This window comes from Pseudomonas sp. B21-059, assembly GCF_026016285.1.
In the GTDB taxonomy this organism is placed as follows: domain Bacteria; phylum Pseudomonadota; class Gammaproteobacteria; order Pseudomonadales; family Pseudomonadaceae; genus Aquipseudomonas; species Aquipseudomonas danubii.
This window is the reverse complement of record NZ_CP087201.1, coordinates 1,021,151-1,043,385: the sequence shown is the minus strand read 5'-3', so window position 1 is coordinate 1,043,385 and position 22,235 is coordinate 1,021,151. Positions and strand designations below refer to the sequence as shown.

General features: G+C 62.2%; 23 protein-coding genes. 15 read left to right on the top strand and 8 right to left on the bottom strand.

Features of this window, described 5'->3' with window-relative positions; all coding sequences use genetic code 11:
- Window positions 1–3: 3 nt before the first annotated feature.
- Window positions 4–609 carry a hypothetical protein gene (locus LOY69_RS04685; RefSeq protein WP_102861181.1) on the top strand — a complete coding sequence of 202 codons (606 nt, stop codon included), beginning with the start codon at window positions 4–6 and terminating at the stop codon, window positions 607–609.
- 18 nt (window positions 610–627) lie between these two features.
- Here LOY69_RS04685 and LOY69_RS04680 read toward each other — a convergent pair whose 3' ends face one another.
- Complete coding sequence (locus LOY69_RS04680; RefSeq protein WP_110596028.1) at window positions 628–1,587, bottom strand: MerR family transcriptional regulator; 960 nt, start codon at window positions 1,585–1,587, stop codon at window positions 628–630.
- A 209-nt stretch (window positions 1,588–1,796) separates the two neighbouring features.
- On the opposite strand from LOY69_RS04680, the gene LOY69_RS04675 reads away from it, so the two are divergent.
- From LOY69_RS04675 to LOY69_RS04650, 6 genes are all read left to right on the top strand, one after another.
- The gene (locus tag LOY69_RS04675; RefSeq protein WP_265074185.1) at window positions 1,797–2,366 is read left to right on the top strand and encodes an antibiotic biosynthesis monooxygenase; all 570 of its coding nucleotides are present in this window, start codon (window positions 1,797–1,799) and stop codon (window positions 2,364–2,366) included.
- Between the two features lie 125 nt (window positions 2,367–2,491).
- Entirely contained in the window at window positions 2,492–3,202 is a 711-nt protein-coding gene (gene folM / locus LOY69_RS04670; protein WP_110596027.1) for a dihydromonapterin reductase, read from the top strand.
- Between the two features lie 23 nt (window positions 3,203–3,225).
- Complete coding sequence (gene folE / locus LOY69_RS04665) at window positions 3,226–3,786, top strand: GTP cyclohydrolase I FolE (protein WP_102861177.1); 561 nt, start codon at window positions 3,226–3,228, stop codon at window positions 3,784–3,786.
- Between the two features lie 2 nt (window positions 3,787–3,788).
- Entirely contained in the window at window positions 3,789–4,169 is a 381-nt protein-coding gene (gene folX / locus LOY69_RS04660; protein WP_102878391.1) for a dihydroneopterin triphosphate 2'-epimerase, read from the top strand.
- 58 nt (window positions 4,170–4,227) lie between these two features.
- Window positions 4,228–4,524, top strand: coding sequence for a DUF1244 domain-containing protein (locus LOY69_RS04655; protein ID WP_110596025.1), 297 nt, complete (start codon window positions 4,228–4,230; stop codon window positions 4,522–4,524).
- Window positions 4,517–4,855, top strand: coding sequence for a HopJ type III effector protein (locus tag LOY69_RS04650; protein ID WP_102861174.1), 339 nt, complete (start codon window positions 4,517–4,519; stop codon window positions 4,853–4,855). Before LOY69_RS04655 ends, LOY69_RS04650 begins: the two co-directional genes overlap by 8 nt.
- A gap of 146 nt (window positions 4,856–5,001) precedes the next feature.
- Here the strand turns inward: LOY69_RS04650 and trxB are convergent, their stop codons facing one another.
- Entirely contained in the window at window positions 5,002–5,964 is a 963-nt protein-coding gene (gene trxB, locus LOY69_RS04645; RefSeq protein ID WP_060837566.1) for a thioredoxin-disulfide reductase, read from the bottom strand.
- 310 nt (window positions 5,965–6,274) lie between these two features.
- Here trxB and cysZ point away from each other — a divergent pair, with 310 nt between their 5' ends.
- Both cysZ and LOY69_RS04635 read left to right on the top strand, forming a co-directional pair.
- Window positions 6,275–7,024 carry a sulfate transporter CysZ gene (gene cysZ, locus LOY69_RS04640; protein WP_102878389.1) on the top strand — a complete coding sequence of 250 codons (750 nt, stop codon included), beginning with the start codon at window positions 6,275–6,277 and terminating at the stop codon, window positions 7,022–7,024.
- A gap of 45 nt (window positions 7,025–7,069) precedes the next feature.
- Window positions 7,070–8,350 carry a glycosyltransferase family 4 protein gene (locus tag LOY69_RS04635; RefSeq protein WP_265074184.1) on the top strand — a complete coding sequence of 427 codons (1,281 nt, stop codon included), beginning with the start codon at window positions 7,070–7,072 and terminating at the stop codon, window positions 8,348–8,350.
- Here the strand turns inward: LOY69_RS04635 and LOY69_RS04630 are convergent.
- The 3 genes from LOY69_RS04630 to LOY69_RS04620 form a co-directional block, all read right to left on the bottom strand.
- On the bottom strand, window positions 8,347–9,450 hold the full coding sequence (locus tag LOY69_RS04630) for an NADH:flavin oxidoreductase (protein WP_265074183.1): 1,104 nt from the start codon (window positions 9,448–9,450) through the stop codon (window positions 8,347–8,349). The two genes, LOY69_RS04635 and LOY69_RS04630, sit on opposite strands and share 4 nt — an antisense overlap.
- 186 nt (window positions 9,451–9,636) lie before the next feature.
- Window positions 9,637–10,119, bottom strand: coding sequence for a glutathione peroxidase (locus LOY69_RS04625; RefSeq protein WP_102861170.1), 483 nt, complete (start codon window positions 10,117–10,119; stop codon window positions 9,637–9,639).
- A gap of 122 nt (window positions 10,120–10,241) precedes the next feature.
- Window positions 10,242–10,727 (bottom strand): FKBP-type peptidyl-prolyl cis-trans isomerase, encoded by a 486-nt coding sequence (locus LOY69_RS04620; RefSeq protein WP_265074182.1) that lies wholly within the window; start codon window positions 10,725–10,727, stop codon window positions 10,242–10,244.
- On the opposite strand from LOY69_RS04620, the gene LOY69_RS04615 reads away from it, so the two are divergent.
- The 3 genes from LOY69_RS04615 to LOY69_RS04605 are packed head-to-tail and all read left to right on the top strand — an operon-like array spanning window position 10,696 to window position 14,097.
- Window positions 10,696–11,034, top strand: a complete 339-nt coding sequence (locus LOY69_RS04615; RefSeq protein WP_102879065.1) for a DUF3565 domain-containing protein — start codon at window positions 10,696–10,698, stop codon at window positions 11,032–11,034. The genes LOY69_RS04620 and LOY69_RS04615 overlap by 32 nt on opposite strands.
- Window positions 11,035–11,091: 57 nt before the next feature.
- Window positions 11,092–13,191: a phosphate acetyltransferase gene (pta, locus tag LOY69_RS04610; protein ID WP_102878385.1), complete on the top strand. Its 2,100-nt coding sequence runs from the start codon at window positions 11,092–11,094 to the stop codon at window positions 13,189–13,191.
- Window positions 13,192–14,097 carry an acyltransferase gene (locus LOY69_RS04605; protein ID WP_102878384.1) on the top strand — a complete coding sequence of 302 codons (906 nt, stop codon included), beginning with the start codon at window positions 13,192–13,194 and terminating at the stop codon, window positions 14,095–14,097.
- Window positions 14,098–14,217: 120 nt separating this feature from the next.
- On the opposite strand, the gene cysN is transcribed toward LOY69_RS04605, so the two are convergent.
- The 3 genes from cysN to LOY69_RS04590 all read right to left on the bottom strand — a co-directional run bounded on the left by cysN (window position 14,218) and on the right by LOY69_RS04590 (window position 18,037).
- A complete protein-coding gene (gene cysN, locus LOY69_RS04600; protein ID WP_265074181.1) occupies window positions 14,218–16,116 on the bottom strand; it encodes a sulfate adenylyltransferase subunit CysN in 1,899 nt (632 codons plus the stop codon).
- Window positions 16,117–16,125: 9 nt separating this feature from the next.
- On the bottom strand, window positions 16,126–17,043 hold the full coding sequence (cysD, locus tag LOY69_RS04595; protein ID WP_102861165.1) for a sulfate adenylyltransferase subunit CysD: 918 nt from the start codon (window positions 17,041–17,043) through the stop codon (window positions 16,126–16,128).
- A gap of 235 nt (window positions 17,044–17,278) precedes the next feature.
- Window positions 17,279–18,037 carry a Nif3-like dinuclear metal center hexameric protein gene (locus LOY69_RS04590; protein WP_170001147.1) on the bottom strand — a complete coding sequence of 253 codons (759 nt, stop codon included), beginning with the start codon at window positions 18,035–18,037 and terminating at the stop codon, window positions 17,279–17,281.
- Between the two features lie 102 nt (window positions 18,038–18,139).
- Between LOY69_RS04590 and algW the strand changes: the two genes are divergently transcribed.
- From algW to LOY69_RS04575, 3 genes are all read left to right on the top strand, one after another.
- Window positions 18,140–19,294 carry a Do family serine endopeptidase AlgW gene (gene algW, locus LOY69_RS04585; protein WP_102878381.1) on the top strand — a complete coding sequence of 385 codons (1,155 nt, stop codon included), beginning with the start codon at window positions 18,140–18,142 and terminating at the stop codon, window positions 19,292–19,294.
- Window positions 19,295–19,379: 85 nt separating this feature from the next.
- Window positions 19,380–21,485, top strand: coding sequence for a TonB-dependent siderophore receptor (locus tag LOY69_RS04580; RefSeq protein WP_102878380.1), 2,106 nt, complete (start codon window positions 19,380–19,382; stop codon window positions 21,483–21,485).
- A gap of 12 nt (window positions 21,486–21,497) precedes the next feature.
- A complete protein-coding gene (locus LOY69_RS04575) occupies window positions 21,498–22,226 on the top strand; it encodes a DUF4198 domain-containing protein (protein WP_213664740.1) in 729 nt (242 codons plus the stop codon).
- The last annotated feature ends 9 nt before the right edge of the window (window positions 22,227–22,235 follow it).

Genomic DNA, 22,235 nt, shown 5'->3' with positions numbered 1-22,235 from the left:
ATCATGCAGCGTGACGCTCTCCTCACCCAGGATGAACTGGACTTCATCCAAACCATGCAGCACAACCCGCAGCTCAATGTGCGCGATGCCACATCGAGCCTGCTGGTCAATGGCGGCTCGCAGATCCGTGACCTGCTGACCCGTCTGGCTGCCAATGAAAAGGTCACCATCCAGGCCCATTTCGACAACCAGCAGATGACCTTCCCCCTGCATCTGGTGGAAGATGAATTCCATGCCCTGCATCTACGCCTGGGGGTGCCGAGCATCTTCGAGGACGGCCCCATGATCCGGCCCTGGCGCCTGACGCTGGAAGAGCCGGTGGCCCTGGAAAACTCCAGGGGCCAGCCTGGACGCCTGTGGGTGCGGGAGGTGTCGTTCAAGGGCGTATTGCTGGAGATCCGCAACCGGACCCGGCCCCCCAAGCAGTTCGCCCAGTGGTTCAGCCCTTCGGGATATGAACGGATTGCCCTGCACGGGCGCTTCGAGCGCCAGACCGAAGCCGGTTTCTATGCCTATCGCCTGGATCAGAGTGACGCGGAAGAAACCGAACGCCTGCGCCAGTTCATCCTCCAGCAGCACCGCCATACCCATCCGGCCCTGCACGCCTGAAGCTGACCGAGAGCCGTTTCAGGTATCCAGGCGACCGCTGAGGAACTGCCGCAGGCGCTTCTGCATCAGGCGCCCCTCATTTCCAAGGCACGCCACCGGCGAACCGCTGAAGCTTTCCTGAGCCAGGTCCGCCGCATCTCCGGCAAGCATCAATGGACAGTCCAGAGTCAGCGCCAGACGCTTGAGGCGCTTGGGCAACTCCGCCGTCGGCGCGTGATTGGAGAACACCACCAGAGCCACAGGCTTGAGTTTTTCGCAGACCAGGGTCAGTTCATCCAGCGGTGCTCCCGGCCCCAGCAGGCGGACACCGACCTGGTCATGCCCGAGCATCAGTGCCGCCACCAGCAGCTCCAGTTCGCGGCACTGCGGGCTGAGCGCCGTCAGCAGCAGTTGCCGGTTCTGAGTGGCACGCTGCAACAACAGCCTTTGCGTGATCCGCGCCCGCAAAAAACCATCCAGAAACAACCACTCGCTGGTCTGACCGAAAGTCTCCCGGTCCTGCAGCAGTTGCTTCCAGAACGGCAGGAAAATGTCCTGGAATACCACCGGCAAGGCGTAGCTGGAGAAGACCTGGCCGTAGAGACGCTCCAGTTGCTCTTCATCGAAAGCGCTCACCGCCAGCTTCAACTGATCGCGCCACTGGCCATATTCACCTTGCAGGCCGTCGTCCACCGACACCTTGGCCTGAGCCTGGTCTGCCCGGCTCTTGGCCAGAATCTTGCCGACTTTGCTTACCGCCACACCGCGCTCGATCCAACCCAGAATCTCCCGCACCGCCTCAACATCGTGCATGGAATACAGGCGATGCCCGCTTTCGGTGCGCGTCGGCTGAATCAGACCGTAGCGTCGTTCCCAGGCCCGCAGGGTCACCGGGTTGATTCCAGTCAGGCGCGCCACTTCACGGATCGGAAACAGCTCATCCTGACGGGCAGGGTCAGGCGCCGGAGCAACAGGGACAGGTTCAGTCATGACGGGCATCTGGGGAGAAAACACCAGTAAACAAAGTGGCGGCCATTCTACTCTCCCCAGGTGCAAATGCTTCAAGCGCGAGAAAAACCGACCGGTGTCATTGGTAGCCTCGCGCCAATCAGGAATAATCCTTGCTTGATTCAGGCGCGGCCCACTACCCCGGTGCCACGTCAGCGACTGCCTTACCCAGGCCGCGCATTGGTTTACGGAGATACATAATGTCTACCTCACCCGTCACCCTGATGGTTGCCCGGCGCGTTGCCGACGGCCGTTACCAGGACCTGATCGCCTGGCTGCGCGAAGGCGAACAACTGGCCACCGACTTTCCCGGCTACCTGGGTTCCGGCGTTCTGGCCCCACCACCTGACGACGACGAATTCCAGATCATCTTCCGCTTCGCCGACGAACAGACCCTGCACACCTGGGAACACTCCGCCTCGCGCACCGCCTGGCTGGCCCGGGGCAGCGACTTGTTTGCCCACCCATCGGAACATCGCGTCAGCGGTATCGATGGCTGGTTCGGCGCAGCCGGACAACGACCACCGCGCTGGAAACAGGCCGTGGCCATCTGGCTGGCGTTCTTCCCGGTGTCGCTGCTGTTCAACTTCGTCTTAGGTCCCCTGCTCAGCGACCTGAGCCTGTTGCCCCGAGTGTTTGTCAGCACCCTGGCGTTGACCCCGTTGATGGTCTACCTCTTCATTCCGATGTCCACCCGCCTGCTGGCTAACTGGCTCAACAGCACACCTGCGCGCCCGCTGCCGACCAGCGCCTCGACGCAGAATCCGTGATTCGCCGGCAAGCCGGCTCCTACATCGCCCTGTAGGAGCTGGCTTGCCAGCGCAGCCCCCGAGCAACAGGCACAACCCATCCCGCCGCTGGTATAGTTTTCCCCTACCCGCGACGCGAGCCCTTCATGAACACCTCCTCCGCTCCGATCCTGATCACTGGTGCCAGCCAGCGTGTCGGCCTGCATTGCGCCCTGCGCCTGCTGGAAGACGGGCAGCCGGTGATCGTCACTTACCGCAGCGACCGCCCGGGCCTGCAGACCTTGCGGGAAAAAGGCGCGATCCTGCTGCATGCCGACTTCTCCAGCGAAGCCGGAATCCTGGCCCTGATCAGCGAGGTGAAACACCACACCGACCGCTTGCGGGCCATCGTCCACAACGCCTCAGAGTGGCTGGAAGAAAGCCCAGGCGAGGAAAGCGCGGCCTTTACCCGGATGTTCAGCGTGCACATGCTCGCGCCCTACCTGATCAACCTGCACTGCGCAGAGTTGCTGCAGCGTTCGAGCCCGGCGGACATCATCCACATCAGCGACGACGTGACCCGCAAGGGCAGCAGCAAGCACATCGCCTACTGCGCCAGCAAAGCCGGGCTGGACAGCCTGACCCTGTCCTTCGCGGCAAAATACGCCCCGGCAATCAAGGTCAACGGCATCGCTCCGGCCCTGCTATTGTTCAACCCCGACGACGACGCGGCGTACCGCGCCAAGACCCTGGCCAAATCCGCCCTGGGCATCGAACCCGGCAGCGAAGTGATCTACCAGAGCCTGCGCTACCTGCTGGACAACCCCTATGTCACCGGCACCACCTTGACCGTCAACGGCGGGCGGCACGTTAAATAAGCCGGCCCCCACGAGGACCTTGCATGAGCCTTTCCCTGCCCCAACACTACCGCGAGATCCTCAAGGGCCTCGGTGAAGACCCCGAGCGCGAAGGTTTGCTCGACACCCCCAAGCGCGCGGCCAAGGCCATGCAGTACCTGTGTCATGGCTACAGCCAGTCGGTGGACGAGATCGTCAATGGCGCACTGTTCGCCTCCGACAGCGACGAAATGGTGATAGTCGCCGACATCGAGCTGTACTCCCTGTGCGAACATCACCTGCTGCCCTTCATCGGCAAGGCCCATGTGGCTTATATTCCTACCGGCAAGGTGCTGGGGCTGTCGAAGATCGCCCGGATCGTCGATATGTTCGCCAGACGCCTGCAGATCCAGGAAAATCTCACCCGGGAAATCGCCGACGCGGTGCAAAGCGTGACCCAGGCCGCGGGCGTCGCGGTGGTAATCGAAGCCAAGCACATGTGCATGATGATGCGCGGCGTCGAGAAACAGAATTCCACCATGCACACCTCGGTGATGCTCGGCGCCTTTCGCGATTCGAGCACCACTCGCCAGGAATTCCTGCAATTGATTGGACGGAGCAAGTAGCAATGCCACAACTTCAGCCAGGAATGGCTCGTATCCGAGTCAAGGACCTGCTCCTGCGGACCTATATCGGAATCAACGAGGAAGAGATCCTCAACAAGCAGGATGTGCTGATCAACCTGACCATCCTGTACCCCGCCCATGATGCGGTGCGCGACAACGACATCGATCACGCGCTGAACTACCGCACCATCACCAAGGCAATCATTGCCCACGTCGAAGGCAATCGCTTCGCCTTGCTGGAGCGCCTGACCCAGGAACTGCTGGACCTGGTGATGTGCAACCTCTCGGTGCAGTACGCCGAAGTCGAAGTCGACAAACCCCACGCCCTGCGCTTTGCCGAATCGGTATCGATCACCCTCGCGGCCAGCCGCGCTGGCTCATAGAGAACAGCCATAGCGGCAAGCGCCTGTCTTGGCGCTTGCCGCTGCATTGGAGAGTCACATGACCGAACAACAACGCTTGGAACTGGAAGCCGCGGCCTTTCGCCGCCTGGTGGCCCACCTGGACAACCGCAAGGACGTGCAGAACATCGACCTGATGAACCTGGCCGGGTTCTGCCGCAACTGCCTGTCCAAGTGGTACAAGGCCGAGGCCGACGAACGCCAGATCGAGGTCAGCCTCGATGACGCCCGTGAAGTGGTGTACGGCATGCCCTACGCCGAATGGAAAAATCTCTACCAGAAAGAAGCCAGCGCCGAGCAGCAAGCGGCGTTCGCCAAAGGAAAGTCCCATGACTGATCTGAACACCCTGCGCGCCAGCCTGAACAGCGGTGAACACGCTTTTGCCGACACCCTGGCCTTTGTCGCCGCCGGTTACGACTACCAGCCTCAGGCCTTCAACAACGGTGGCGTGGAAAACGCCGCCGGGCAGAACGAAGGCTCGTGCAAGACCCTGGGCCTGGCCCTGTTGGAAGGCCTGAGCGACACAGAAGCCCTGCTGGCCTTCGGCGAGCACTACCGCTCGGTACTGGCCACCCCCGAAGGCACTGACCACGGCAATATCCGCGCCCTGATCGCCCACGGCCTGGCCGGGGTCAAGTTCGCCGCCCAGCCGCTGACTCGCCGCTGAACCGTACTCTGTAGGAGCGGGCTCGCCAGCGAAGGCGTCAGCACAGGCGGCGCAAGGCCCGAAGGCCTCTTCGCCGGCAAGCCGGCTCCTACCGTGCAATACCCATAAAAAAACCGGCTTGCGCCGGTTTTTTTATCGCCTGGAAATCAGTGTGCAGCGTTCTGCAGACCGTCCAGGTAACGCTCGGTGTCCAGTGCCGCCATGCAGCCGGCGCCGGCCGAGGTGATGGCCTGACGGTAAACGTGGTCAGCCACGTCGCCAGCGGCAAAGATGCCCTCGACGCTGGTGGCCGTGGCATTGCCGTCACGACCGCCCTGCACCACCAGGTAACCGTCCTTGAGGGTCAACTGGCCTTCGAACAGCGAGGTGTTCGGGGTGTGGCCGATGGCGATGAACACGCCGTCGACTTTCAGCTCGTCGAAGCTGCCGTCGTTGTTCTTCAGGCGCGCACCGGTCACGCCCATGTTGTCACCCAGGACTTCGTCCAGGTTGGCATTGAGCTTGAGGATGATCTTGCCTTCGGCCACGCGGGCGTTGAGCTTGTCGATCAGGATCTTCTCGGCGCGGAAGGTTTCGCGACGGTGGATCAAGGTCACGGTGCTGGCGATGTTGGCCAGGTACAGGGCTTCTTCGACAGCGGTGTTGCCACCACCGACCACCGCCACCGGTTTGTTGCGATAGAAGAAACCGTCACAGGTAGCGCAGGCCGATACACCCTTGCCCATGAACGCTTCTTCCGAAGGCAGGCCCAGGTAACGGGCGCTGGCGCCGGTGGCGATGATCAGGGCGTCGCAGGTGTAGGTCGCGCTGTCGCCGGTCAGGGTGTAAGGCTTGGCAGCGAAGTCCACGGCATTGATATGGTCGAAGACGATTTCGGTTTCGAAACGCTCGGCGTGCTCGCGCATCCGCTCCATCAGCGCCGGGCCGGTCAGGCCGTGCACGTCGCCAGGCCAGTTGTCGACTTCAGTGGTGGTGGTCAGTTGGCCACCGGCCTGCATACCGGTGATCAGCAGCGGCTTCAGGTTGGCACGGGCGGCATAGACGGCGGCGCTGTAACCGGCAGGGCCGGAACCGAGAATAATCACACGCGAATGGCGTACTTCAGACATGACTCACTCCTATCGACCGGCCCGGGTGCCCTGGCGCGGAACGCCGGATTGCCGGCTGGAATAAAAAAGGACGGCGAAACCTTGGGGAAGGCTTGAACTCGACCGTCCAAAAAATAATGGGTGAAGCGTATAGAGGGGGCGAAGATTAAGGAAATACGGTTTAACAATCCAGCTCATAGGCGGTCTCTATCCTCAGCAGGCCCATTTGAAAGGGTCTTTGTTACCGTTGATGTCGACCTGTTCACGGTGCTTTCGCCCCCCGGGCAAAGCCGGTAAGGTCGGCGCGTTTTCCATCTGCTCGGAGCGTTCTATGCCCGCCCCCGTACTGTCAGGCCCGCAATACCTGCGTGAAGGCCTGAAGCTGGTCCTCAGTCCCGGCCTGCGCCTGTTCGTGCTACTGCCCCTGGTGATCAACCTGGTGTTGTTCGTCGGATTGATCTATTTCGCCGGCCACCAGTTCAGCCTGTGGATCGACACCCTGATGCCGACCCTGCCGCAATGGCTGAGCTTTCTGAGCTACATCCTCTGGCCGCTGTTCATGGTGCTGGTGGTGTTGATGGTGTTTTTCACCTTCACCATGCTAGCCAATATCATCGCCGCTCCCTTCAACGGCTTTCTATCGGAAAAAGTCGAAATCGTGGTCCGTGGCACCGACGATTTCCCGCCCTTCAGCTGGGGCGAACTGATCGCCATGATCCCCCGCACCCTATCCCGGGAAATGCGCAAGCTCGGCTACTTCCTGCCCCGGGCCATCGGCCTGTTCATCCTGTCGCTGATCCCGGTGGTCAACCTGATTGCCGCGCCGCTGTGGCTGCTGTTCGGCGTCTGGATGATGGCCATCCAGTACATCGACTACCCGGCGGATAACAACAAGATGAGCTGGCAGGAGATGATCGTCTGGCTGCGGCAGAAGCGCTGGCAGAGCCTGGGTTTTGGCGGCATCGTCTACCTGGCGCTGATGATCCCCTTCGTCAACATCCTGATGATGCCGGCCGCCGTGGCCGGGGCGACGCTGTTCTGGGTGCGTGAGCGCGGGATGGAGAACCTGCCGGCCAAATAAGGCTGGCGCGTCATAAATCCATCATCCAGACGTCACAATGACGACATGGCCTCAGTCGACACTGAGGCCATGACGACAGCTCTGCACATCACCCTCATCACTGAAACCTTCCCACCGGAAATCAACGGCGTGGCCAATACCCTTGGTCGCCTGTGTGATGGCCTGCGTGCCCGTGGGCATCAGGTGGAACTGGTGCGTCCGCGCCAGGGTTGTGATCAGAGCCGCCCCAGCGACGAGGCCCTGATGCTGTGCCGCGGCTGGCCACTGCCGGGATACCCGGGGCTGCAATGGGGCCAGTCGTCGATGCACAAACTGCTGCGACGCTGGAAACGCCAACGCCCGGACGTGCTCTACATCGCCACCGAGGGCCCGCTGGGGCTGTCCGCGCTGCGGGCGGCGAAACGTCTGGGGATCTCGGTGGTCAGTGGCTTCCATACCAACTTCCAGCAGTATTCCAGCCAGTACGGCCTGGGTTTGCTGACGCGCTTGCTGACCCATTACCTGCGCTGGTTCCACAACCGTTCGAAGCTGACCCTGGTGCCCAGCGCCAGTCAGCGCCTGGAGCTGGAGCGTCGGCACTTCGAACGCCTGGCCCTGCTGTCCCGGGGCGTCGACAGCCAACTGTTCCATCCGGCCAAACGCCTCAATGAGCTGCGCACCCGCTGGGGCCTGGGCAACGATGATCTGGCGGTGATCCATGTCGGGCGCCTGGCCCCGGAGAAGAACCTGAGCCTGCTCAAGCGCTGCTTCGAGCAACTCAAGGCCACTTATCCACAGCGGAAGATGAAACTGATCGTGGTGGGTGACGGCCCACAACGCGCCGCCCTGGAAAAAAGCCTGCCCGAGGCCCTGTTCTGTGGCTGTCAGCGGGGTGAAGCCCTGGCGGCCCATTACGCTTCGGGGGATGTGTTCCTGTTTCCCAGCCTCACGGAAACCTTCGGCAATGTGGTGCTGGAAGCCCTGGCTTCCGGGCTGGCGGTGGTGGCCTACGATCAGGCCGCTGCAGCCCAGCATATCCGCCATGGCTACAACGGCGTGCTGGCCATGCCCGGGGATGAAGGCGCGTTCTGTGAGGCCGCCGGCTGGCTGCTGGAGGAAGCGGAAACCCTGCGCCGGGTACGTCTCAACGCCCGGCAACACGCCAGCCGCCAGGGCTGGCCGGCCGTGATCGCACAGTTTGAGGATCAGTTGCGCAGTGTCTGCCAGCCAGCACCGGTCGTGGATTACGAAGGGATGATCGAAGCGGCGCTGGAACCACGCAGCGCCACAGAGACACTTGGTGCGGCAAGGAGGCTGCCCCCCTCATCGCCCGGGGCCAGAAGTTAAACCAGGGTCGTCAGTGCTTCACGGCTGAACGGCAGGATGTCCTGCTCACGGCCTTCACGGACTTTCTGCGCCCAATCCGGGTCCACCAACAGTGCCCGACCCACGGCCACTAGATCGAACTCGTCGTTGTTCAAGCGCTGCAGCAGGTTTTCCAGGCTGGCCGGCTGCGCCACCTTGTCGGTGTTGACCATGAACTGCAGGAACTCGCCGTCCAGGCCGACGCTGCCCACGGTGATGGTGGGTTTGCCGGTGAGCTTGCGGGTCCAGCCTGCCAGGTTCAGGTCCGAGCCTTCGAACTCCGGCTCCCAGAAGCGTCGCGTCGAACAGTGGAAGATATCCACACCTGCATCTGCCAACGGCTTGAGGAAGGCGCCCAGAGCTTCCGGGGTCTGCACCAGACGCGCGCTGTAATCCTGCTGCTTCCACTGGGAGAAACGCAGGATGATCGGGAAATCCGGGCCGACGGCAGCCCGCACCGCCTGGATCAACTCGATGGCGAAACGCGAGCGCTGCGCCAGGTCGCCGCCGTATTCGTCGGTGCGCTGGTTGGTGCCCTCCCAGAAGAACTGGTCCACCAGGTAACCGTGGGCACCATGGATTTCCACACCGTCCATGCCGATGCTCTGGGCATCCTTGGCGGCCTGGGCAAAGGCTGCGATCACTTCCTGGATGTCCTGGTGGGTCATGCCATGCACCAGCACCTTGCCGTCCTTGAGCTTCTCGGTCGGGCCATAGCCGGGCACGCTGGCGTCCGGCTCGGTGCCCAGGCGCCGCACATTACCCACATGCCACAGTTGCGGAACGATCTTGCCACCTTCGGCGTGGACCGCATCCACCACCTTCTTCCACCCGGCCAGGGCCGCCTCGCCATGGAACTGCGGCACATTGGGGTAACCGTTGGCGGCCTGGTGCCCCACCGTGGTGCCCTCGGTGATGATCAGGCCGACACCCGCAGCAGCGCGGCGACGGTAATACTCGATGACCTTGGAGTTGGGCACGCCACCCGGAGAAAACGAACGGGTCATCGGCGCCATCACTACGCGGCTCGGCAGCTCCAGCGCGCCGAGTTGAAAGGGTTTGAACAAGGCTTGAACAGGCATGCTGCACTCCGACAAAAAGGCTCGAGTCGATACTCGACGCACAAGACTGCGCCGGGTACCTGCCCCGGCGCACTTATGATGAGGATAATATGGCCCCCTCACAGTGCTGCACAGCATTATTGATTTGAGTGATCTAGATGCAAAAACGCCGCATTGCAGCGGCGTGAAAGAGGGGCCCGGCAGTGCTTAGCTCAGGGCTTTTTCGATGGCCTGGACCACAGTCGGATCATCCGGAGCGGTACGGGGCGAGAAACGCGCCAGTACCCGACCGTCCTTGCCCAACAGGAATTTCTCGAAGTTCCAGGTGATATCCCCGGGAAACTCCGCGCCCTCGCCCGCCAGCAAACGGTACAGCTGATGACGCTCGGGACCGTTCACGTCCAGTTTGCTGCTCAAGGGAAAAGTCACCCCGTAGTTGAGGCTGCAAAACTCCTGGATCTCCTGCTCGGTGCCCGGTTCCTGCCCGGCGAACTGGTTGCAGGGCAACCCCAGCACGCTGAATCCCTGGGCCTTGTATTGCTGGTAGAGATTCTCCAACGCCGCATATTGTGGTGTCAGACCACATTTGGAGGCGACGTTGACCACCAGCACGACTTGCCCCTTGAAGGGCGCGAGCGGCAGCTCCTGACCATCCAGGGCTTTCAATTTAAGGTCGTGAAAAGCACTCATGACGAACTCCAAATTCCTGTGTTCTTACAGAAAAACAGCCTCTCGACAGTACAGCCAAAAGCCGCGGACTAAAAAGGCGCCCTCGGGCGCCTCTCCAGTAAGCTTGAGCTTAGCGCAGAAAATCAGTGGTGATGGCCACCTTCGCCATGGACGTGACCATGAGCAACTTCTTCCTGGCTGGCATCACGGATGGCAACGATCTTGACCTGGAAGTTCAGGCGCTGACCGGCCAGCGGGTGGTTGCCGTCTACGGTCACGTCGTCACCGTCCAGATCACGGATGGTCACGATCTGCATCTGGCCGTCCGGAGCGGACGCGTGGAACTGCATGCCCACTTCCAGTTCGTCGACGCCTTCGAACATGCTGCGGCTCAGGGTGCTGACCAGTTCGGCAGCGTATTCGCCGTAGGCATCTTCAGGTTCCACGGAGACGCTCAGTTCGTCACCGACTTGCTTGCCTTCCAGAGCCTTTTCCAGACCAGGAATGATGTTACCTGCGCCTTGCAGGTAAACCAGCGGGGCGCCGCCGGCAGAGCTGTCGATGACCTCACCAGCATCGTTGGTGAGGGTATAGTCGATGGAGACAGCCTTATTGGCGGCGATCAGCATGGGGCGGGACCTTTTGCATAAGAATGAAGAACGGGCAAGTTTAGCGAAGCAATCGCTCGAAAGCGAACGGAACCCGGACCAACGGAACGTGAAAAATCACTCGACAATCTGCGGTTTCCATCAGGACGAAGAGGGTCATTGGGTGGCCGAACTGTCCTGTGGGCATACCCAGCACCTGCGTCACTTGCCGCCCTGGCAATCCCGGGCCTGGGTACTGGACCCGCAGTCGCGGGCGGAAAAAATAGGCCAGCGCTTTGACTGCGGCTGGTGTGCTCAAGCACCGGATAACGATAACCTTAGCGCCTGACGACCAGGCAGACGGCTGCAGACCGTCGCCTTTGCCATGCACCTTCTGAGAACTCGCATGCAAACTTTTTTTATCGCGCCCACCGATTTTGGTGTGGGTCTGACCTCCATCAGCCTCGGGCTGGTGCGTACCTTGGAACGGGCCGGCCTCAAGGTCGGCTTTTTCAAGCCCATTGCCCAGCCCCACCCCGGTGATACCGGCCCCGAGCGCTCCACCGAGCTGGTAGCCCGGACCCACGGCCTGAAGCCGCCACAACCCCTGGGCCTGGCCCATGTGGAGCGAATGCTCGGCGACGGCCAGCTGGATGAATTGCTAGAGGAAATCATCACCCTCTACCAGCAGGCCGCCATCGGCAAGGACGTGCTGATCGTCGAAGGCATGGTACCGACCCGCAGCGCCAGCTACGCCGCCCGGGTCAACCTGCACCTGGCCAAAAGCCTGGATGCCGAAGTGATCCTGGTCTCTGCTCCGGAAAACGAAGTGCTCACCGAGCTGTCGGGACGAGTCGAGTTGCAGGCGCAGTTGTTCGGCGGCCCGCGAGACCCGAAAGTGCTGGGGGTGATCCTCAACAAAGTGCGTACCGACGAAAGCATGGAGGCGTTCTCCGCCCGTTTGAAGGAGCACTCGCCCTTGCTGCGCAGCGGCGACTTCCGCCTGCTGGGCTGCATTCCCTTCCAGCCGGAACTGAACGCACCGCGCACCCGCGACGTAGCCGACCTGATGGGCGCCCAGGTGCTCAATGCCGGGGACTATGAAACCCGGCGCATGACCAAGATCATCATTTGCGCCCGCACCATGCGCAACACCGTGGAACTGCTCAAGCCCGGCGTACTGGTGGTGACCCCGGGGGATCGCGACGACATCATCCTCGCCGTGAGTCTCGCGGCGATCAACGGTGTGCCCCTGGCCGGCCTGCTGCTGACCAGCGACACCCTGCCCGACCCGCGCATCATGGATCTGTGCCGTGGTGCCCTGAACGCCGGCCTGCCGGTGCTATCGGTCAGCACCGGGTCCTACGACACCGCCAACCAGCTCAATGGCCTGAACAAGGAAATCCCCATCGATGACCGCGAGCGCGCGGAAATCATCACCGACTTCGTCGCCAGCCACCTGGACGCCAACTGGCTGCACCAGCGCTGCGGCACTCCGCGGGAAATGCGCCTGTCGCCGGCGGTGTTCCGCTATCAGTTGATCCAGCGGGCACAGGACGCCAACAAGCGTATCGTCCTGCCCGAAGGCAGCGAACCCTTGACCGTGCAGGCCGCCGCCATCTGCCAGGCCCGGGGCATCGCCCGTTGTGTACTGCTGGCCAAGCCAGAGGAAGTGCATGCGGTCGCCCGGGCCCAGGGCATCGAGTTGCCCGAAGGCCTGGAGATTCTCGACCCGGACCTGATTCGCGAGCGCTACGTGGAGCCCATGGTGGCCCTGCGCAAGAGCAAGAGCCTCAACGCCCCCATGGCCGAGCAGCAACTGGAGGACCCGGTGGTGATCGGCACCGTGATGCTGGCCCTGGATGAGGTGGATGGCCTGGTATCGGGGGTCATCCATTCCACCGCCAACACCATTCGCCCGGCCCTGCAACTGATCAAGACCGCCCCGGGCTGCACCCTGGTGTCCTCGGTATTCTTCATGCTGTTCCCCGAGCAGGTGCTGGTCTACGGCGACTGCGTGATGAACCCGCACCCCAGCGCCAGCGAACTGGCGGAGATCGCCCTGCAGAGTGCCGACTCGGCGGCTGCGTTCGGCATTACTCCAAGAGTGGCCATGATCAGCTACTCCAGCGGCGACTCGGCCAGCGGCGAAGAAGTGGAGAAAGTCCGCGAGGCGACCCTGCTGGCCCATGAAGCCCAGCGTTCGCTGTTGATCGACGGCCCGCTGCAATACGATGCCGCGGCCAACGAAAACGTCGCCCGGCAACTGGCCCCCAACAGCCAGGTGGCAGGCAAGGCCACGGTTTTCGTGTTCCCCGACCTGAACACCGGCAACACCACCCACAAGGCCGTGCAACGCAGTGCCGATTGCGTGAGCCTGGGCCCGATGCTGCAAGGCCTGCGCAAGCCTGTGAACGACCTGCCCCGGGGCGCCCAGGTGGATGACATTGTCTACACCATCGCCCTGACCGCGATTCAAGCCGCCAACCGACCCATGGATGCCTAAATGCTGGAATTTCTACCTGCCGCCGTGCGCGGGATCATCGCCTCGATCCTGCTGGCGCTGAACACCATCCTGCTGTGCTCGTTCCTGTTCTGCGTGGCGATCTGCAAGGCCCTGCCCTTCGCCCTCACCCAGCGCTTCACCCACTGGCTGATGAACCACACCCACGAAGCCTGGATCAGCAACAACAAGGCCTGGATGCAGCTGGTGTGCCGCACTCGCTGGCACCTTCAGGGCCTTGAAGGCCTGGATTACCAGCACTCCTATCTGGTCACCAGCAACCATCAGAGCTGGGTCGACATCATGGTGCTGCAGTACGTGCTCAACCGCCGCATCCGCCCGCTGAAGTTCTTCCTCAAGCAGGAGCTGATCTGGGTGCCGGTGATTGGCCTCGCCTGGTGGGCCCTGGGCTTTCCGTTCATGAAGCGCTACTCCAAGGCCTACCTGGAAAAGCATCCGGAGAAAAAGGGCAAGGACCTGGAAACCACCCGCAAGACCTGCGCGAAGTTCCGCAACAACCCGGTGGGGATCTTCAACTTCGTCGAAGGCACGCGCTTCACCGAAGGCAAGCATGCCCAGCAACAGTCGCCGTTCCGCTACCTGCTCAAGCCCAAGGCCGGCGGCATCGCCTTTGTCCTGGATGCCATGGGCGAGCAATTGCAATCGATCATCGATGTGACCATCCACTACCCCGCTGGCCGGCCCGGTTTCTGGGACCTGCTGTGCGGCAGGGTCAAGGAGGTGGTGGTGCGCTTTGAGGAAGTGCAGATTCCACCGCAGTTCATTGGCAAGAACTACGAGCAGGACACGACCTATCGCCAGGCATTCCAGGGCTGGATCAACCAGCAGTGGCTGGACAAGGACGCGCTGCTGGAAGAACTGCATCGCGAGTATCCGGCAAAGCCCTGAGGGCCTGTTCGCTGGCAGGCCAGCGCCTGCGTAGCTGCACCGTCCTGGCCGGCTGACGCTATCTGCAGCGCACAAAAAAGCCCGCAGCCGATCACTCGACTGCGGGCTTTTTGCTACGGCTTAGATCACGCCGCGGCCACGCAACAGGTCCAGCACCTGCTTGACACTCTCTTCCACCGACAGCGCCTGGGTGTCGATCACCAGATCGGCATTGAGCGGTACGTCATAGGGGAAGGATTCGCCCGGGATGTTGTCCCCAGCGGCAGCGTACAGGCCTTGAGGATCACGCTCAGCGCACACCGCAGGCGATGCCTGGACGTAAACCGTCAGCAGACGATCCTTGCCGATCAGGTCCTTGGCCTTCTCGCGCCCTTCGGCACTCGGCGCCACGAACGCGGCCAGGGTCAGCAGGCCAGCTTCGTTGAACTGACGGGCCACGTGAGCCGCACGGCGCCAGTTCTCGGTACGCCCGGCACGATCCTGTGGCAGACCCTTGTTCAGGTCGTGACGCAGGTTCTGACCATCGAGCACATACACCGCACGGCCCATGTCGAACAGCTTGCGCTCCACCGCATAAGCCAGGGTGCTCTTGCCAGCGCCCGACAGGCCGCTGAACAGCACGGTGGCCGGTTGCTGGCCGAAACGCAGGGCACGCTCCTCAGTGGCCACATGGGCCAGCTTGCCGTGATGGGTGACGCTGCCATGGGCCACTGGCTGGGCGATGATCATGCCGGCGCCGACGGTGCCGTTGGTCAAGCGGTCGATAACGATGAAAGCACCGGTGGTGCGGTTGCTTTCGTAGCCATCCAGGGCAATCGGCGCGTCGAGGCTGATCTTGACCTTGCCGATCTCGTTCAGTTGCAGCGCGCTGGCCGCGCCCTCCTCCAGGGTGTTCACATCAACCTTGTGAGTGATGCTGGCAATCGAACCCGGCACGTAGCTGGTGGCGCGCTTGATGTCGTATTTCTTGCCCGGCAGCATCGGCTCTTCGGCCATCCACACCAGCATGGCTTCGAAGCTGTCGGTGACCGGCGGCACGTTGTCGGCATGCACCAGCAGGTCGCCACGGGAGATGTCGATCTCGTCTTCCATGGTCAGGGTCACGGCCTGGCCTGGACCTGCCTGCTCCAGCTCGCCCTCGAAGGTGACGATGGACTTGACCCGGCTGCTCTTGCCCGACGGCAGCACCACGACTTCGTCGCCCTTGTGCACGATGCCGCTGGCCAGGGTGCCGGCAAAACCACGGAAGTTCAGGTTCGGACGGTTGACGTACTGCACCGGGAAACGCAGGTCGGTGAAGTTGCGGTCACCCGCCACTTCCACAGTCTCGAGAATTTCCATCAGCGACTGGCCGGTGTACCAGGGCGAACGCTCGCTCTTGTTCACCACGTTGTCGCCCTTGAGGGCCGACATTGGCACGAAGTGCAGGCTGGTGGGCTGGATCTTCAAACCCTGGGCAAACTTCAGGTAGTCGGCCTTGATCGACTCGAACACGCCCTGGTCGAAGTCCTTGAGGTCCATCTTGTTGATGGCCACGACGATGTGTTTGATGCCCAGCAGGGAGGCGATGAAGCTGTGACGACGGGTCTGGGTCTGCACACCGTAGCGGGCGTCCACCAGGATGATCGCCAGGTCACAGGTGGAAGCACCGGTGGCCATGTTGCGGGTGTACTGCTCATGGCCGGGGGTGTCGGCGATGATGAACTTGCGCTTGGCGGTGGAGAAATAACGATAGGCGACATCGATGGTGATGCCCTGCTCGCGCTCGGCCTGCAAGCCATCGACCAGCAACGCCAGGTCGATGTCGTCACCGGTGGTGCCGACCTTCTTCGAATCCCGGGTGATGGCTTCCAGATGGTCTTCGTAGATCATCTTCGAGTCGTGCAGCAGACGCCCGATCAGGGTGCTCTTGCCGTCGTCGACGTTACCGCAGGTGAGAAAGCGCAGCAGCTCTTTGCGTTCGTGCTGGCCCAGGTAAGCGAGGATGTCCTCGCTGATCAAATCAGATTGATGCGACATGACAGCCCCTTAGAAATAACCCTGACGTTTTTTATCTTCCATCGAGCCGGCGCCATCGTGGTCGATGACCCGACCCTGGCGCTCGGAAGTTCGCGTCAGGAGCATTTCCTGGATGATGTCCGTCAGGCTCTCGGCCTCGGACTCCACCGCGCCCGTCAACGGGTAGCAGCCAAGGGTACGGAAACGCACTTTCTTCTTGACGATGCGGGCTTTCTCTTCATCGGACAGATGCTCGAGGATGCGCTGGTCATCGATCATGATCAGGGTGCCGTTCTTCTCGATCACTTCACGTTCGGCGGCGAAGTACAGCGGCACGATCGGGATGCCTTCCAGGTAGATGTACTGCCAGATGTCCAGCTCGGTCCAGTTGGACAGCGGGAACACGCGGATCGACTCGCCCTTGTTGACCTTGCCGTTGTAGACGTTCCACAGCTCGGGGCGCTGGTTCTTCGGATCCCAGCGGTGCTTGCTGTCGCGGAACGAGTAGACGCGCTCCTTGGCGCGGGACTTCTCTTCATCGCGACGGGCACCGCCGAATGCGGCGTCGAAACCGTACTTGTCCAGAGCCTGCTTGAGGCCCTCGGTCTTCATGATGTCGGTGTGCTTGGCACTGCCGTGGGTGAACGGGTTGATGCCCTGGGCCACGCCATCCGGGTTGACGTGGGTGATCAGGTCCAGCCCCAGCTCCTCGACCATGCGATCGCGGAACTTGTACATTTCCTGGAATTTCCACTGGGTATCGACGTGCATCACCGGGAACGGCAGCTTGCCGGGGAAGAACGCCTTGCGGGCCAGATGCAACATCACGGCGGAGTCTTTACCGATGGAGTACAGCATCACCGGGTTGTCGAACTCGGCGGCCACCTCGCGGATGATGTGGATGCTTTCCGCCTCCAGCTGTTTCAGATGCGTCAGTTTGTCGACCATGGCTACTCACGAAAGCTTTCTTATGGACGGCCAGCGGGCCGTGTTCGAGCGGGGCATGCTAGCACAGCGACCTGCTTCTAATCAGGACGCCAACTAGAACGAAACGGTATATGAATATACCGCTCCGTTAGCCCCCAAACGCCCCTCTGTAGGAGCTGGCTTGCCAGCGAAGGCACTTTCAAGCGCACCTCAGGGCTGAAGATCTTTTTGCCGGCAAGCCGGCTCCTGCACGGGGTCAGATCGGGTTGGGGCAGTCGATGAACAGGTGCTCCAGGGCAAAGCGCCGGGCCAGGTAGTCGCCCAGGGCCTGGACGCCATAACGCTCGGTGGCGTGGTGACCGGCAGCAATGAAGCTGATGTCGTTTTCCCGGGCGCTGTGGAAGGTCTGTTCCGAAGCCTCACCACTCAGGTACAGGTCAACGCCGGCCTGGACCGCCTGGTCGATGTAGCCCTGGCCGCCGCCGGTGCACCAGCCGACCCGGCGGATCATCTCGCTGCCTTCGATCAGCAAGGGTTCGCGGCCCATCACTTCTTGCACCCGCCGGGCAAAGTCCCGCGCCGTCATGGGTTCGCTGAGGGAACCGACCAGACCGACGACCTTGGGGTTCTCCGGGTCCAATGGGCCTTCCACGGTGATATCCAACTGCCGGGCCAACTGCACGTTGTTGCCCACCTCCGAGTGCAGATCCAGGGGCAGGTGATAGGCCAAGAGGCTGATGTCGTGCCTGAGCAGGGTTTTCAACCTACGCTGCTTCATTCCGGTGATGCAGGGGTTCTCGCCTTTCCAGAAGTAGCCGTGATGCACCAGCACCAGATCGGCCTTGGCCTCCACGGCTGCGTCCAGCAACGCCTGGCTGGCGGTCACGCCACTGACGATGCGCATCACCTGCGGGCGTCCTTCGACTTGCAAGCCATTGGGGCAATAGTCGGCGATACGTGAACTGCCCAGGTAGCGGTCCGCTTCTTCCACCAGTGTGCTCAGGGCAACGGCCATAAAAGACTCCTAAATATCCCGTTCAGAGGCGCGCGCGGCCTCGTATAATGCGCGACATTATGGGCCGTGCGCAGCCCTTCGTAACCACCCAGGACTTGCTCAATGCTCAAGGCTCTGCGTTTTTTTGGCTGGCCGCTACTGGCCGGCGTGCTTATCGCGTTGTTGATTATTCAGCGTTATCCGCAATGGGTCGGGCTACCCAGCCTGGACGTCAACCTGCAGCAAGCTCCGCAAACCACCAGCACCCAGCAGGGGCCAGTCTCCTACGCCGATGCGGTACTGATTGCCGCGCCCGCGGTGGTCAACCTGTACACCACCAAAGTGATCAACAAACCCGCGCATCCGCTGTTTGAAGACCCGCAGTTCCGGCGTTTCTTCGGCGACAACCTGCCCAAGCAGCAGCGCATGGAGTCAAGCCTGGGTTCCGGGGTGATCATGAGCCCCGAAGGCTACCTGCTGACCAACAACCACGTGACTTCCGGCGCCGAGCAGATCGTGGTGGCGCTCAAGGATGGCCGTGAAACCCTGGCAAGGGTCATCGGCAGCGATCCGGAAACCGATCTGGCGGTACTCAAGATCGACTTGAAAAAACTGCCTTCGATCACCGTCGGCCGCTCGGAAAACGTCCGTGTCGGTGACGTCGCCCTGGCCATCGGCAACCCGTTCGGGGTCGGCCAGACCGTGACCATGGGCATCATCAGCGCCACCGGGCGCAACCAGCTGGGCCTGAACAACTACGAAGACTTCATCCAGACTGATGCCGCGATCAACCCAGGCAACTCTGGTGGTGCATTGGTAGACGCCAACGGCAACCTTACCGGGATCAACACCGCCATCTTCTCCAAGTCCGGCGGTTCCCAGGGCATCGGCTTCGCGATCCCGATCAAACTGGCCATGGAGGTGATGAAGTCGATCATCGAGCATGGCCAGGTGATCCGTGGCTGGCTGGGCATCGAAGTGCAGCCGCTGACCCAGGAGCTGGCAGAGTCCTTCGGCCTGGCCGGGCGGCCTGGAATCGTGGTGGCCGGGATCTTCCGCGACGGTCCGGCGCAGAAGGCCGGTATGCAGCTGGGTGATGTGATCCTCAGCATCGACGGCGAACCCGCCGGCGATGGTCGTCGTTCGATGAATCAGGTGGCGCGAATCAAACCGACGGACAAAGTCTCGATCCAGGTCATGCGCAACGGCAAGGAACTCAAGCTGACCGCAGAAATCGGCCTGCGTCCGCCGCCCGCACCGGTCAAAGAAGAAGAGTGAATGTGCGCCCGGCCATGCCGGGTTAACAACATACATTCTCATCAGTCATGTTATATTGTTTCAATATTGCTATTGGAACAGCCCGATGACGTCCCGAAAAATCCTCCCCTTGGCAGGCCTGACCCTAGGCCTGCTGGCAGACCCGCTGCTTGCCGAAGAACCGCAGTCGCTGGAACTTGAAACCACCCGCATCACCACCGAATACGAGTCTGCCAGCGGCCCGGTCAAAGGTTACCGGGCCACTCGCTCGGCCAGCGCCACCAAGACTGACACGGCAATCCGCGATATCCCGCAGTCCATCAGCGTGATCCCCGCCAGCGTGCTCAAGGACCTGGGCAGCAGTAACGTCGAGCGGGCCCTGGAGTTCGCCGGCGGAGTCTCCAAGCAGAACAACTTCGGCGGCCTGACCCTGTATGAATACAGCGTGCGCGGCTTCACCACCTCGGAGTTCTACAAGGACGGTTTCAGCGCCAATCGCGGTTATCCCAGCACCCCGGATGCGGCCAATATCGAGCGCATCGAAGTGCTCAAGGGACCGGCGGCCAGCCTTTATGGCCGGGGCGATCCCGGCGGTACGGTGAACATCGTCACCAAGAAACCTCAGCCCGAAGCCTTCGCCACCCTGCAGACCAGCGCCGGCAGCTGGGACCGCTACCGCACCGCCCTGGACCTCAACACCCCGCTGGATGACCAGGGCAACCTGCTGTCCCGGGTCAACCTGGCGGTGGAGGACAACCACAGCTTCCGCGACCATGTGGACAGCCGCCGGCTGTTCGTCGCCCCCTCCTTCAGTTGGCAGCTGAACCCGGACACCAGCCTGCTGGTGGAGAGCGAGTTCGTGCGCCACAGCTCGACCTTCGACCGCGGCATCGTCGCGCCCAACAATCGCTGGAGCGGCGTCTCGCGCTCGACCTTCCTCGGTGAACCCAACGACGGCAACATCGACAACCACAACACCATGCTCCAGGCCGCCCTGGAACATCACCTCAACGACAGCTGGAAGCTGCGCCTGGCCAGCCACTACAAGGAAGGCAAGTTGTGGGGCTTCGCCTCGGAAACCCGCCCGCTGAATGCCGACCAGCACACCGTCAACCGGCGCTATCGCGAGCGCGACAACAACTGGCACGACAGCATCACCCAACTGGAACTGCGCGGCCTGTTCGACATCGGCAGTTGGCAGCACGAGCTGCTGATCGGCAGCGAATACGAGAACTACCGCAAGAACGAGCGGGTCACCACCATTGCCGGCGGCGCCTACGCTGTCGACATCTACGACCCGATCTACGGCCAGGCCAAGCCCAACGGCAAACGTTCCGGCACGGACTTTTTCGAACATGTCGAAAGCCAGGCCCTCAACCTGCAGGACCAGATTGTCTTCAACGACCGCCTGCGCGGCATGCTCGGCGCCCGCTTCGAACATTTCGAGCAACGGATCGACGACCACACCACCGGCAAGCGCAGCCGCCAGAGCCACGACGCCCTGACCCAGCGCGCCGGCCTGCTGTATCAACTGACTCCGCAGTTGGGGCTGTTCGCCAACGCCTCCACCTCGTTCAAGCCCAACAACGGGCTGGATGCGGCCGGCAAGACCTTCAAGCCCGAGGAAGGGGTCGGTTATGAAGTGGGGATCAAGAGCGAGCTGTTCGACGAACGCCTGAGCGCCACCCTCGCCGCCTTCCATATCGACAAGGAAAACGTCCTGGCCCTGGACCCCGGCACCGACTCCAGCCGCGCCGTGGGCAAGGCCCGCAGCCAGGGCTTCGACGTGCAAGTGACCGGCCAGTTGACCGATGCGGTGCGGGTGATTGGTGCCTATGCGCTGATCGATGCCGAGGTCACCAAGGGCGATCGGGCGATCCCCGCCGGCAGTCGCATACTCGGCGTGGCCAAGCACAGTGGCAGCCTGTTGGGCGTCTATGAGTTCCAGGACGGACGACTCAAAGGCTCGGACGTCGGCGCCGCCCTGACCTACGTCGGCGATCGCTCAGGCGAGGCCGGAGGCCGCTTCGAGTTGCCCGCCTACCGCACCCTGGACCTGCTGGCCCACTACAAGGCCAGCGACAACCTGACCCTGGGCCTGAACCTGAACAACCTGTTCGACGAGAAGTACTACGAGCGCTCCTACAGCAACTACTGGGTCAACCCCGGCGAGCCGCGCAACTTCACCGTCAGCCTGACACTCAACCTGTAGCCGGAAATCGCCATGCACAACCTCAAATCAATCGCCCTGCTGGGCCTGCTCGCCACCCTGGGTACAACCCAGGCCTCGGCCCACGGTCTGTGGACCGAACAGCGCCGCGGCAATATCGAAGTGATCTACGGCCACGGCGCCGAAGACGACGCCTTCAAGGCCAAGAAGGTCAGTGGTGCCTGGGCCTACGACGCCGCAGCCAGAATGATTCCGGTGAGCGTGCAACGCCTGGCCGACCACGCGCGCCTGCAACCACTCAAGCCACCGGCGGTGCTGGCCGTGGCGCTGGACAACGGTCCGTGGTCGCAAACGGCGGACAAACGCTGGGTCAACCAGGGGCGCAGCAAAGTCCCGGGGGCCATCGCCTCGACCCACACCTTCAAGTACAGCCTGGCGATCTATCAAGCGGGGGCGAAGCTGCCCAAGCTGGAACAGCTCAAGCTGCTGATCCTGCCGGAAGTCGACCCGCTGACCGTGGGCCAGGGCAACAGCCTGCCGGTGCGGGTCCTGCTGGATGGGCAGCCCGTGGCTGGGGTCAAGTTGATCGGCGATTACCGCAATGCACCGAGCACCCTGAGCACCGAAACCGATGCCCAGGGACGCGCTCAAGTGTTGGTGAGAAATGAAGGCTTGAACGTGATTGCCGCAGAGCTTGAAGTGCCGCTCAAGGACGACCCGGATGTGGCTTCACGCGGCCTGTTCAGCTCCCTGACCTTCCTCGGCGAGCCGCACCACGAGTGAGAGCAGCCG

Bases quoted from the DNA above. Each gene is read 5' to 3' on its own strand.
- algW (WP_102878381.1), top strand. From the start codon at position 18,140: ATGCTCAAGGCTCTGCGTTTTTTTGGCTGGCCGCTACTGGCCGGCGTG.
- LOY69_RS04655 (WP_110596025.1), top strand. From the start codon at position 4,228: ATGACCGAACAACAACGCTTGGAACTGGAAGCCGCGGCCTTTCGCCGC.
- LOY69_RS04620 (WP_265074182.1), bottom strand. From the start codon at position 10,727: ATGCTGATCGCCGCCAATAAGGCTGTCTCCATCGACTATACCCTCACC.
- LOY69_RS04680 (WP_110596028.1), bottom strand. From the start codon at position 1,587: ATGCCCGTCATGACTGAACCTGTCCCTGTTGCTCCGGCGCCTGACCCT.
- LOY69_RS04575 (WP_213664740.1), top strand. From the start codon at position 21,498: ATGCACAACCTCAAATCAATCGCCCTGCTGGGCCTGCTCGCCACCCTG.
- folX (WP_102878391.1), top strand. From the start codon at position 3,789: ATGCCACAACTTCAGCCAGGAATGGCTCGTATCCGAGTCAAGGACCTG.
- LOY69_RS04615 (WP_102879065.1), top strand. From the start codon at position 10,696: ATGGAGACAGCCTTATTGGCGGCGATCAGCATGGGGCGGGACCTTTTG.
- LOY69_RS04685 (WP_102861181.1), top strand. From the start codon at position 4: ATGCAGCGTGACGCTCTCCTCACCCAGGATGAACTGGACTTCATCCAA.
- LOY69_RS04635 (WP_265074184.1), top strand. From the start codon at position 7,070: ATGGCCTCAGTCGACACTGAGGCCATGACGACAGCTCTGCACATCACC.
- LOY69_RS04650 (WP_102861174.1), top strand. From the start codon at position 4,517: ATGACTGATCTGAACACCCTGCGCGCCAGCCTGAACAGCGGTGAACAC.
- pta (WP_102878385.1), top strand. From the start codon at position 11,092: ATGCAAACTTTTTTTATCGCGCCCACCGATTTTGGTGTGGGTCTGACC.
- trxB (WP_060837566.1), bottom strand. From the start codon at position 5,964: ATGTCTGAAGTACGCCATTCGCGTGTGATTATTCTCGGTTCCGGCCCT.
- cysN (WP_265074181.1), bottom strand. From the start codon at position 16,116: ATGTCGCATCAATCTGATTTGATCAGCGAGGACATCCTCGCTTACCTG.
- LOY69_RS04630 (WP_265074183.1), bottom strand. From the start codon at position 9,450: ATGCCTGTTCAAGCCTTGTTCAAACCCTTTCAACTCGGCGCGCTGGAG.
- LOY69_RS04675 (WP_265074185.1), top strand. From the start codon at position 1,797: ATGTCTACCTCACCCGTCACCCTGATGGTTGCCCGGCGCGTTGCCGAC.
- LOY69_RS04605 (WP_102878384.1), top strand. From the start codon at position 13,192: ATGCTGGAATTTCTACCTGCCGCCGTGCGCGGGATCATCGCCTCGATC.
- LOY69_RS04590 (WP_170001147.1), bottom strand. From the start codon at position 18,037: ATGGCCGTTGCCCTGAGCACACTGGTGGAAGAAGCGGACCGCTACCTG.
- LOY69_RS04625 (WP_102861170.1), bottom strand. From the start codon at position 10,119: ATGAGTGCTTTTCACGACCTTAAATTGAAAGCCCTGGATGGTCAGGAG.
- cysZ (WP_102878389.1), top strand. From the start codon at position 6,275: ATGCCCGCCCCCGTACTGTCAGGCCCGCAATACCTGCGTGAAGGCCTG.
- folE (WP_102861177.1), top strand. From the start codon at position 3,226: ATGAGCCTTTCCCTGCCCCAACACTACCGCGAGATCCTCAAGGGCCTC.
- LOY69_RS04580 (WP_102878380.1), top strand. From the start codon at position 19,380: ATGACGTCCCGAAAAATCCTCCCCTTGGCAGGCCTGACCCTAGGCCTG.
- folM (WP_110596027.1), top strand. From the start codon at position 2,492: ATGAACACCTCCTCCGCTCCGATCCTGATCACTGGTGCCAGCCAGCGT.
- cysD (WP_102861165.1), bottom strand. From the start codon at position 17,043: ATGGTCGACAAACTGACGCATCTGAAACAGCTGGAGGCGGAAAGCATC.